Here is a 12,492-nt window from a genome sequence, read left to right as displayed (position 1 = left end):
TCTTAGCGCTTCGAAAACAGCCCTTAAAGACAATTTCACACTGACAAAGGCTATTCGGCCTGGCGCGCACAGAATAGGTTGGTGAAGAGAATGAAAGTACATAAATAATCGAAATATAAAATGGACGAATACAAGATAAGTATATACAAATACGTTAAAATAATATGCCTACTGGGGTTTCTAGTGCAAGCAACCTTTTTAAAGGCGCAAGATGTCATCGATTTATCGGGTACTTGGGGCTTCCAAACTGACGTGATGGATTTTCGAAGGGGCTCCCTGTCTCCCCGCTATAATCACGGTTTACAAGGAACAATTAAACTTCCGGGTATTACCGACGATTATCAGATAGGATATCAAAATCCTTATAAATATATTGACCGTCTGACCCGAAAATACGAATACATGGGGCCGGCATGGTACCAACGCGATATCGATATTCCTGCTGACTGGAAGGGAAAAAAAATATTCCTATATTTTGAGCGCACCCACTGGTTAAGTTCAATTTTCGTAGATACCAAGGAAGTTAGCAGCATCGATTATGTGAGTGTGCCTCACAATCACGATCTGAGTACTTCCTTAAAACCCGGAAAAAAGCATCGTATTACCATTTGTATCGATAACCGATTTCAGTACAATACACATAAATGGAACCATGCACATACTGAATTTACGCAGATTAACTGGAACGGTATCTTGGGAGAAATGAAACTGCTGGCCATAGATCCGGTTTATGTGGAAGACCTTCAGGTATACCCAAATATCAACGATCAGTCCATAAAAGTAAAATTACGGATCAATAATGTAACAAAAAAAAAGGTAAAGGGAAAGGTTTCCTTTGCTATCGACGGAACAAACTACAGTCTTAAAAATGAAATTGCTTTGTTAAGTACCGATTCGGTCACGTATATAGAGACAAAAATTCCCTTAGGTAAACAGATTAAACTGTGGGATGAGTTTAACCCAAATATTTATCGGATTAACTGCCAGCTGAATACTTCCGACGGTAAAAATAGTTACCAGCATGAAAAAGCGACCACCTTTGGTATGCGTGAAGTAAAACAAGGAAAAAACCATGTCCTGCTCAATAATCATCCGATCCATTTAAGAGGCAATGTTGAAAATGCAGTGTTCCCAAAAACAGGGCATGCTCCGCTCGATGATGCCTCTTGGGAACGCATTATGATACTGATGAAGGACTACGGCATGAACCATTTACGTTTCCATTCTTGGTGCCCCCCGGCGGCGGCCTTTCGCATGGCAGACAAACATGGGATATATTTTGAAGTGGAAATGCCTATGTGGGGGAAAGACGCCGAACCCGATGAGGCCAGATATAACTTCTTCCGCCGTGAAATTAAAGCTATTTTGAAAGAATACGGCAACCATCCTTCGTTTGTTCTGTACTGCAACGGCAATGAAATTACAGGGAACTTCGACTTTATTGAGGAACTTACCGCCGAAGGCAGAAAAGCTGATCCTCGTCATCTTTATAGCGGTTCTACTGCACGGACAAGAGTTAAATCAGATCAATATTACGTGTCCCAGCAAACCAACAAAGGGGCTGTAAAGGTTTACGAAGGTCAACCGGGTGCTGATTGGGACAAGAATGCGGAGTCTGATGTAGATGTGCCCGTCATTTCACATGAGTCGGGACAACGTTGTATCTATCCAAATTTTGATGAAATAAAGAAATATGCCAACAGCCCCGTAGAGGCCCGTAATTTTGAAGTATTTAGCGATTTATTGCAAAAAAATGGCATGCTGGACCAGGCAAAGGATTTCTTCAGAGCATCTGGTGCGCTGACCGTGCTGGAGTACAAAGCCGTGATTGAAGCCCTGTTACGATCGGGTAAATCTGCCGGATTTCAGCTTTTGTCGATGAACGACTTTCCGGGACAAGGTTACGCACCCGTGGGGATATTCGATCCTTTTTGGGATTCGAAAGGATTGGTTACGGCAGAAAAATTCAGGGAGTTTTGCGCGCCAACAGTCGCTCTACTACGCTATAACAAAAGCAGTTTTTTCAACACAGAAACATTTAAGGGTAAAGCCGAGGTATATAACTTTAGCAATTCTGCACTTGAAAATGCGAAAATTAAATGGTGGTTGACTGATACCGCTGGTAACGTATTGAAAAAGGGAACGCTGAAAAAGCAAACCATTGCCAACGAAAATGTATCGCCGGTAGGCGAATTTGAGATTTCCCTGAAAAACATCGGCACCCAAAAATTTACGGTTCATCTTGCGGTGAACGATAGCATTAAGAATAGCTGGGACATTTGGGTATATCCAAAGCATCAACATCTGATGCAATCTACAGCAAATGTGTTGTACACCGATGTCTACGATGATGTTGCAAAAAGGCAGTTGGCCCAGGGCAAAACCGTGGTTTTTTATCCTTCGCCAGACCAGGTAAAGGGTCGAAAATCAATGTTTCACAATCATTTTTGGAATCCCATTATGTTTGCATGGGCACCGATGACCATCGGCAACCTGGTCCATCATAAACAGGCCATGTTTAAGGATTTTCTTACTTCATACCATACCGATTGGCAATGGTGGGATATCCTAAACCATGCAAAAGTAATCGAAATGCAACATGCACCACAACAACTGCGTCCCTTTATACAGGTCATCGACAGTTACGACAACAACCAGAAATTGGGTATTGGTTTCGAAGCCAAAATGAACGGCGGGAAACTGCTAGTATTGGCATTGGATACCAAAAATGATATGGATAACCGTCCCGCTACCCAACAATTGTTGTACAGTATCGATAATTATGTAAAAAGTGAGAAATTCTCGCCGCAAGTGGCCGTAGAAGAGACCTTTATTCAGTCATTTTTAGAGAAATAAAAAGGATTAAACGATGATAAGAACAATGATATTGTCTATGATGACTTTTCTTTGGGGTCAGATCCTCATAGCACAGGAAATTATGTTAGAAGAGAAAGCATCCGTAAACCAGGTCTATAATAAGACTGTCGAGGCAGGAAATGCATTATCTTTTAATGATTTGGACATCGAATCGGGCTATGTACTTTATCAGACCGAGATAAACACTGATGCCGAAAGCGAAGAGCTGGAATTGGAAAACGTACGCGATTATGCCGTGGTCTATGTCGACGGTAAGGTGCAGGGTAGCCTGACAGATAAGAGTAAAAAACTAGCCATCAAAGCAAATCCAGGCAAACACTTGCTTCAACTTTATGTCGAGAATATTGGTCGGATCACTTACGGACCAGAAATTACAGATAATTCAAAAGGGCTATTTGGCACCATTACTTTAGATGGAAACGACCTTCAAGACTGGAAAATGATTCCCTTAACGGTGCGTAATTATCCACTCAAGGATTTGGTTTTTGAACAAAGACCAGCTAATGACAGCCCCGGTTTTTACAAAGGTCAGTTCGAACACAATCTGTCCGGAAACAAGTATCTTAATATGACAGGATGGGGAATGGGCGAGGTCTGGTTAAATAAAAAATATTTGGGATCTTACTGGGAGGAGGAAAAACAGCAGTCGATATTAATTCCTTCGGCGGATTTAATACCCGGAAAAAATGAACTTGTAATCTTCGAACTCAAAAATAATCAGCAAAAGAAGATAAGTTTGTCCCCAACGCCTGTTTTTAAGTAAATTGGTACTGTTGGCTTCGCATGGAGCTGAACAGCTGAAAAAGAGCTAAGGCCAGAATTTCGACGAAGCTCTTTGCCTAATAGTATGATAATCGAAGTTTATAGAACCACTGATCAACAATTAGCTTCAGGTATTTTGTTTGTAACTGGCACGCGTAAATCTTGGATTGAAATTTAAACAGCTTTAATAGCATCGGTAAATGAATAAATACAGTCTGATAATTTGTTTCCTCATTTTTTGGGGGCAATGTGTTCTCGGTATCGATCTTTCGAGGTATAGATTTCATTTGATGCCCGAAACTTCTTATTATGGCGGTATACAGAGCATCGCAAAAGATAGTTTAGGGCGTATTTGGTACACGGGACCCGATGCGCTCTTCATGTACGATGGCAACAGTTTTTATCAGTTAAATGATATCGCCTCTGCGATCAAACCAGCACAAAAATGGGGTTATGGTTCTTTAATTCGGGATAAAAAGGGAAATCTGTTTCTAGCTTCTGGGCAAGGCTTATTAAAATTCGATTACGAACGGTTTTCTTTTCATGTCGTGGTTCCCGGAATGATCCGTTCGCTTTGTGTACATAGCGATGGTCAGGTTTACATGCTGTCAGACAATAGCATACTACGCTATAATCCGCAAAATAAACTGACAGAAAGCTTTTTATTGCCCAAAAACAAGTCTTTCCAAAATATATTGAGTGCTAAAGATCACGTGTTTCTAAGCCAAGGCGCTGTTGTGTATCAAGTTGAAATGACGAAAAAACGCTTAATCCAGTTTGCGGATTTTGGTAGTACGACAAATCAGGTGAACGATGCGGTTGCGTATCGGGGCTTATATTACTTTTTAACACAGCGAGGGGGAATCCATGTAACGGATTTGACAGGTACCTTAAAACAGAAGATCCCGGTAAGCGTAGCGGGAAATTCATCTGTTTTAACCAAAAAACTTTATCTGGACCAAACCGGCATAATCTGGGTGGCTACACAGGCCGGATTATTTTTTTATGATCCCGCGACTGAAAGTAGCAGTGCCTTACGGATGAACCTGAACGATGCCTATTCATTACCTAATAACTCGATATGGACGATTTATCCAGACCCGGACCAAGGGGCCTGGATAGGTACTTACGGTGGTAAAATAGCTTATTGCTCGCTTTACGATTCCCGAGTTCGTTACTTCAAGCCCAGCCCAGGGGGACTCAATCACCCCATAGTCAGTAGTTTTCAGGAAGATCATCTGGGAAACATATGGATCGGTACCGAGGGGGGAAGCTTGAATTACTGGAATAGAAAAAAGGATCAGTTTACCCCCCTAGAAAAATCGCAGGGTAGTTCGTTAAGTCCCCATATGATTAAACGCCTGAAATTTGACCGAATGAGCAAAAAACTGTTGATTTCAGCCTATAACGGCGGTATTGGCAGTTATGATGTAGACAATCAGCATTTCAGCAGTTTCAATTTCCGCTCTCCGGAGAGCCAGCAACCACTCACCGTTTATGATTTTGTAAACGATAAGGAAGGCACCTGGTGGATGACAGATCCCGATAAATCATTTTTATATCGAAGAAAGCCTCAGGGTTCTATAGAGATGGTGAGCGTCCTTAATGCGCAGGGCAAAAAAATGGAACTCGAAGTCGAAGCATTATATGTGAATAACCAAGATCAGCTCTGTTTAATTAGCCATCAAGGATTTTTTGTTGTAAATCCCCATACCTTAAAGGTATTGAAGCACTACGTGCTCAAAGATGCTTCCTATTCAGCAAATTACCTGTGTAGTTATACAGCGACTTCAAATGGCGAAGTGTGGTTGGGAACATTGGGTAAAGGCGTAAATGTACTCAGAAGAGATGGGACATATGTCAACTATAGTGTAAATAACGGATTTCCGGCGAAAATGGTATTTGGCATACTAGAAGATGTTGCCACGAAAAATATCTGGTTAAGTACCAGTGATGGTCTTTTTTGTTTCAACTGGAAGTCCAGTAAATTTGAGAAAGCGAGATTTTATCAGGAAAATAACATTGGTTCATTTTATATTCATGCCGCTTACAAAACTTCCAGGGGTGAAATGCTGTTTGGTGGTACCAATGGATTTCTACTTTTCGATCCGGCGTACCTCAATAAAAATCTTCAAAAACCGAAAGTGTTTTTTACAGGATTTCTGGTCAACAATAAACTCGTGAAACCAGCGGATGGCTCATCAGTTTTAACGAAAGACATTGGTAGTCTTTCCAATCGAAAAGAAGACAAGATAAGACTCTCCAGTAGCCAGTCTAATGTAGAAATTAAGTTTTCGGCAAATAGTTATCTATCCGCAGAGAAAAACCAGTTCGCTTACCGGATGTTGGGGCTTGGTGAAGACTGGCAAATCAGTCATGCCAATCAGAAATCTGTACAGTTTCTCAATCTTCCAGGCGGAGATTATACCTTTGAAATCAAGGCTTCCAACAATGATGGGCTATGGGGCGATCAAATTTCACGATTATATATTCATGTCGATCCACCATTTTTCTTGTCGTGGTGGGCTTATTGCTGCTATGCAGCACTTGTTTCTGCTCTGCTCTTTTTCATAATGAGATATTACAGCAATAAAAGAGTGTTTAAAGAGCGATTAGCACTCGAGCGTTTAAAAGAACAGAATATGCAAGAGCTGAACCAGGCGCGTACCGACTTCTTTACCAATATCTCACACGATTTAAAAACACCGCTAACCTTGGTTTTACAGCCGCTTAAACAACTCAAAGACACTATTGTGGCCAATGATACCGCTTTGGTATACATGGATTTAATAGAGAAAAATGTATCCAGAATACAGCGGATGATTAGCCAATTGCTGCGCTTTCGCGAAATAGAAAGCCAAAAAATTACACTCAATCCGCAGGTTGGTGATTTTATCAATTTTGTAAGGGATCTATTTAGCTTATTTGAGCTCTATGCCAATAAAAAAGGTGTTGAAACCAATATTTCCGCGTACAAGGACAATTTATATGTTGCCTTTGATTACGATGTTATCGAAAAAATATTGACTAATCTGTTTTCCAATGCCCTAAAATATACACCAGATAATGGGTATGTGGGCGTACGTATCTATAGCGCAACAGCAGAAGAAAAAGAACGGTTTCCTTCGTTAAATCCGACGGAAATCGAATACATCTCCATTGAAGTTATAAATACCGGTGATTGTTTTTCTGAAGAACAGATCGCGATGCTTTACACTTCTTTCAACCGCTTATCTTCTCATCGGCCAACTTTTGAAGAAAGTTCAGGACTTGGACTTGCCATTGTGAAAGAACTGGTAGATGTGCTGGAGGGTAAAATATGGATGGTCAATAAGACCGATAAAATTTCATTTACCATTTCACTACCGTTAAGAAAACAGGCCGGGGCAGGCGATATGCAGCCTAACGTTTATGATTATACCGTTTCTGAAATCGACGATATTATCATGCAGGATACTGCAGCCCCAGAAACAAGATCGATCCCTATAAAAAAGACAGATAATATCCTGCTCATTGAAGATGACCAACAGCTGCGTGTTTACCTGGAGCAGCGTCTGGCCGAAAAATATAATGTGTACACGGCGAGTGATGGGGAAGAAGGCTTAATTAAAGCCGAAAAAATTTATCCGCAACTTATTATTACCGATTTGATCATGCCAAATCGCAATGGCTTGGAAGTATGCCGTAGCCTTAGACAAAATTTTAAGACTAGCCATATTCCTATTATTATGATTTCGGGTACGGGAGATGACAACCAGCATAAAATAAAAGCATTGGAATATGGCGCCAATGTGTTTATTGATAAACCGTTTCATGTCGACTATCTGTTGCAACAGACGGAAACCATTCTAAGAAATCAGCGGGAACTAAAAGAAAAATACAGCAAACACGTTCAGGTAGATCCCTCCAATGTAACCGTTACCTCCATGGACGAGGAACTGCTGATTAAGGCCATTCAGGTCATTGAAGAAAATATTGACAATGCCAGTTATTCCGTAGAAGATTTTGTGGCTGATATGAACGTAGGCAGAACCATTCTCTATCAAAAAATACATGATATTGTGGGAATGTCTATCAAAGAATTTATTTTGAATATGCGACTGAAAAGAAGTGCTTATCTGTTAGAAAAATCGGATTTGACGATAGCTGAAGTTGCTTACCAAACCGGGTTTAACAATGCCAAATACTTTAGCGTCTGTTTCAAAAAACAGTTTGAACTGAGCCCTTCAGAGTTTAAGAAAAAGGTTTCCAGTGGAAAGAAATAAAAATACAGCCAATAGTTTACCGATTTACCCTTTCAGATAGGAGGAAGGCAATTCTATATTTTTGAAATCCTAACGATCATGAAAATGACAATTTTTAGAAAAACGCTTCTGCTTACATATTGCTTTTGCTTGTTTAACGTAATGTATCTGACAGCGGCTGTCGCCCAAAAGGTAGATGAGACTTCGATCAGCCCCAATAAATACAAAAGTGGTTCCCAGTCAGAACGTATACAAAAAGCCATAAATGAAGCAAAAAAGTCGACTAGGAAAGTAGTGATCCCTAAATACGATGCGGTAACGAAAAAAAGTGTCTGGCTCATCGATCAGGCCATTTTGCTTCCGGGCGATTTTGAACTTGAATTGAATAACTGTACCATGAAGCTATCGGATAAATGCCGGGATAATTTTATTCGTTCGGCAAATGCAGGGTTGGCAATTAAAGATATAGCACCCACAAAGAATATCAAGATTATCGGAAAAGGAAATGTTCTTTTAGAAGGAGCTGATCATCCCAGAGCTACCGGTGACCATAATAAAATCTTGTCCTTAAATCCCAGCGGATTTGGACAATCTTATGGTACAGATGCAGGTAAGCCCGAAGAGAACCAAAAAGGTGGATGGCGGAACCACGCCATTATATTGGCTCACACTGATGTATTTGAGGTTAGCGGCATTACATTAAAGGATTATCATGGGCATGGACTGGTATTGGAACGCTGTACAAACGGTAAGGTAAGCGATATTACTTTTAACGTAAGGCAGGCCGTCACTGTTGATGGAGTAGACAAACAGATTTTGAATCAAGACGGCATGGGCGTACGTTTTGGCTGTAAAAATATTCTTATTGCAAATTGCAAAGGTAAAAGTGGTGACGACTTTATTAATATAGGATTAACAGACACCGGGGTGGGAGCAGGCGAAGAAAATGTCAATGTAGTCAGTGGTTCGATATATCGGGGCGAAATCGACAACATTTCAACTATTTATCTCCAGAACTGGCAGGACTTCTATTCAATTTCACACCGATCCATACGGATTATGCCTGTGGGTAAGCTCCGTATAAGTCATGTTTTTATCGAGAATATGGTCATCAGTCCGCTAGCACAACAAGGTTTGGTGGTCGAGTATGGCGAGCATGTGCAGGGCTTATTTGTACGAAATTTAATCAGTCATCAACCGATAAAAGCCAAAGGTATCTCGCAGGCCAGTTTCCGCGATATCATATATAAAGGTCAGGGTGAAGCTATCGATGTGCAACCAAGCGATACCGTTATCCTAGATCATCTAATGTGTATAAAAAACGAATAATAAAGCGCTTCTAACCTCCATTTTACAGCGAAAAACACATGTTTTTGCCTTTTGTACAAAATCAAACCATTTTCGTACAAAAACGAACCCTACGAATTGGTGATGATAATAGTTTTGTCTTAACCAATTTTAAAAAAGCAAAATATGTGTATGAAAATTCCTCCCGACCACGTGATTAGGCTCACGCAGGGTAATCCGAACTGACCTATTTTAAACTCATATTCTTTACGAGAAAGGGAAAGTAAAGAACGCAAGTAAATTTTAAACTAACCATTATAAATCAATGATACAAAAGATACATATCTGGCTCAGGAGCTGGATAATGAGTGCTACCCTATCGGTGGTGGCGACTAATTATGCTTATTCGCAAGCAACAGATCAAATAAATGTCAAAGGTCAGGTCACCAATGATGCAGGAGAAGGCCTTAAAGGTGTTTCGGTCATGATTAAAGGGGCGAAAACCGGTGTTCAGACAGATGCAAATGGCCGTTATACCATTCTGGCGCCACGCAGGGCTACGCTACTTTTTACCTACATCGGTTTCAATAGCCAGGAATTAGAGGTCAATCCATCAGGAATCATCAATGTGAAGATGTCAGGAAATAATGTCCTGGATCAGGTTGTGGTCGTAGGGTACGGTACAGCCAAGAAGAAAGATTTAACGGGAGGTTTGGCCGTGGTCGGAAAAGAGCAGTTAAGCATGGTATCTACCTCAAATCTGATGGATCGCTTGGTGGGGCAGGTGGCCGGTTTCTCCATTACGACCGGAGAAGCTGCACCCGGAGCGTCACAGACCCTGTTGATACGGGGTGAAAATTCGATATCGGCCAACAATAGTCCATTGATTATTTTAGATGGTATTCCCTACAGCGGATCCCTGGCAGATATCGATCCTAACAACGTCGAAAACCTTTCGATCTTAAAAGATGCCTCCGCTTCGGCTATCTACGGTTCGCGTGCGGCCAATGGGGTTATTCTGATACAAACAAAACGGGGGGCGTTGGGTAGAGCTCAGGTAAACTATAAAGGTTTGATCGGCATGGCCGAGCCTATGCAACGCATCAATGTCATGGGGCCAAATGAATATATCCGCTTTCAACAAGATATTGCCCGAATTAGGCAAGGCTATACTGGAGCGCTATTGGATCCTATCGCCGGGGATATTATTAGCGTAACAGAACGCGGTAATTATGCGAAAGGCATTACGAACAATTGGCAGGATTACGTCTTTCGAAAAGCCATGACCATGGATCATCAGCTGAGCATTTCAGGTGGTACAGAGAATACAAAATATATGGCTGCCCTTGCAGCTTTGGATCAAGAGGGTGTGGTATACAATTCTAAGTTGTCCCGTTTAAATATAACCACCAATGTGGACCAGACTTTTAATAAATGGTTAACCACTGGCGTTGGCCTGCAATATACCCGAAAAAGCGACGGTGGTATTACGCCAAATTTGGAACATGCCATAAAACAAAGTCCTTATGGAAGCTATAAAGACGAATCGGGGAAGTATGTGCCCGAGCCCATGGAGTATTCATTGATCGTCAATCCGATGCGCAACGTCAATGCGATTCAGGATAGGTATAATAACAACTTCTTTCTTTCGGGCTATGCTAATATTTTGCTGCCGGTGGAGGGGCTTTCCTTACGATCAAATTTTGGTTATAATTATCGGAACGGATTTACAGGAACCTATTACGGGCGCAACACCTTTGAAGGCCGGGATCAAGGTACGCAAGCCGGAGGTAGTGCTTCCATTAACAATTCCAACTATAACGATTATACCTGGGAAAATCTGCTCAAATACGAGCGGCAGATTGGCGATCATCGTTTTGATGTGACGGGTTTATTCAGTATGCAAAAAACGAAAAGCTGGTCAACAGCCCAGAGCGGAGCTGGTTTTGTAACCGATGACACCGAATACTTTATGATCGGTTCGGCCAGCCGTCTAGTTTCCAATAGTGCTTCGTTGTCAGAATCAGCTATGCTGTCGTATATGGGCAGGATAAATTATGCCTACAAAGGTAAATATCTATTAACCTTGACAGGACGTACAGACGGAGCCTCGGTATTTGGTATCAACAATAAATACGCATTCTTCCCTGTGGCAGCGGCAGCATGGCAAATTGGAGAAGAGCGTTTTCTGAAAGATAACGTCAAATGGCTGGACATGCTGAAAATCCGTCTTTCTTACGGTGCCAACGGTAACCAGGCGATTACACCCTACCGCACCTTAGACCGCCTATATTCCAATGTAAAATATATCTGGGGCGATGATGGTACTGCCGTTACGACAGCCTATTTGGCCGGTGATGGTGTGGGGAACCCTAATCTGAAATGGGAAACCACCTATTCGACCAACCTGGGGCTTGACTTTCAGTTGTTTAATAATAGATTGGGCGGTACTATTGATGCTTATCTCTCTAAAACGAAAGATTTACTGATGACCCGTACTGTACCTATCATGAATGGCTATAACCGAATTTGGGACAATATCGGCGCTACCCAAAATAAAGGTATTGAGGTCACCTTAAACTCGACGAACGTTAAAGGAGAAAATTTTCAATGGAATACGACCGCCGTGTTTTCCTTAAACCGCGATAAAATTGTCGAGTTAAGAGGGGATGGTATCGATGATATTGCCAATAACTGGTTTATTGGTCAGCCATTGAGAGTGTTCTACGATTATAAAATGATCGGTGTATGGCAGAATGGTGAAGCCATTACTGTTGATGGGGCAGCTCCCGGAGCCGCTAAATTGTACGATCGCGATGGCAATGGAAAAATAGAAGCCAGTGATCGGGTAGTCATCGGGTCTAAAAACCCACGCTACACTGCTTCTTTAGCCAACCGGTTTGCTTACAAAAATTTTTATGCATCAGCTTTAGTGACCGGTGTTTTTGATGTATGGCGCGATGATCACATGGCCAATCTAGGTGCTTGGACTTTTGGAATTACCAACTATGTACACGATGCCAATTATTGGACGCCGGAGAATCCTAATGCGACGATCGTTTCGCCGGGCTATCTCAATCCATTGGGACACGGCTATTATAAAAAGGTGAGCTACGTACAGGTGAAGAACATCACCTTTGGCTATAAGTTGCCACACAAAATTGCTAAAAAGGTAGGTGTAAATGGTATTGATGTAAATGTCAGCGTCAACAATCTCCATACGATTTCTAATATCAGGGAGGTACTCAATTACGACAACAGCTGGATGGCCTCTTATCCAACAGCACGATCGTACATGTTTGGCTTAAATGTAAACTTCTAA

Annotated in this window: 5 protein-coding genes; all 5 read left to right on the top strand. The window is 41.5% G+C overall.

Annotation, left to right across the window (positions count from 1 at the left end; translation table 11 throughout):
* The first annotated feature begins 120 nt into the window (after positions 1-120).
* Positions 121-2,856 carry a sugar-binding domain-containing protein gene (locus B4Z47_RS15030; protein ID WP_159332794.1) on the top strand — a complete coding sequence of 912 codons (2,736 nt, stop codon included), beginning with the start codon at positions 121-123 and terminating at the stop codon, positions 2,854-2,856.
* A gap of 13 nt (positions 2,857-2,869) precedes the next feature.
* Entirely contained in the window at positions 2,870-3,640 is a 771-nt protein-coding gene (locus tag B4Z47_RS15025) for a hypothetical protein (RefSeq protein WP_115049816.1), read from the top strand.
* A gap of 199 nt (positions 3,641-3,839) precedes the next feature.
* Positions 3,840-7,904: a hybrid sensor histidine kinase/response regulator transcription factor gene (locus B4Z47_RS15020; RefSeq protein ID WP_286709357.1), complete on the top strand. Its 4,065-nt coding sequence runs from the start codon at positions 3,840-3,842 to the stop codon at positions 7,902-7,904.
* Positions 7,905-8,045: 141 nt separating this feature from the next.
* A complete protein-coding gene (locus tag B4Z47_RS15015; RefSeq protein ID WP_070566372.1) occupies positions 8,046-9,212 on the top strand; it encodes a glycosyl hydrolase family 28 protein in 1,167 nt (388 codons plus the stop codon).
* 283 nt (positions 9,213-9,495) lie between these two features.
* Positions 9,496-12,492: a SusC/RagA family TonB-linked outer membrane protein gene (locus B4Z47_RS15010; protein WP_070566370.1), complete on the top strand. Its 2,997-nt coding sequence runs from the start codon at positions 9,496-9,498 to the stop codon at positions 12,490-12,492.

This window comes from Sphingobacterium sp. UBA2610 (assembly GCF_002339225.1).
Taxonomy (GTDB): domain Bacteria; phylum Bacteroidota; class Bacteroidia; order Sphingobacteriales; family Sphingobacteriaceae; genus Sphingobacterium; species Sphingobacterium multivorum.
This window is presented reverse-complemented; position numbering and strand designations above follow the sequence as displayed.

Coding starts and splice junctions, on each gene's coding strand:
- B4Z47_RS15030 (WP_159332794.1), top strand. CDS start 121: ATGGACGAATACAAGATAAGTATATACAAATACGTTAAAATAATATGC.
- B4Z47_RS15025 (WP_115049816.1), top strand. CDS start 2,870: ATGATAAGAACAATGATATTGTCTATGATGACTTTTCTTTGGGGTCAG.
- B4Z47_RS15020 (WP_286709357.1), top strand. CDS start 3,840: ATGAATAAATACAGTCTGATAATTTGTTTCCTCATTTTTTGGGGGCAA.
- B4Z47_RS15015 (WP_070566372.1), top strand. CDS start 8,046: ATGTATCTGACAGCGGCTGTCGCCCAAAAGGTAGATGAGACTTCGATC.
- B4Z47_RS15010 (WP_070566370.1), top strand. CDS start 9,496: ATGATACAAAAGATACATATCTGGCTCAGGAGCTGGATAATGAGTGCT.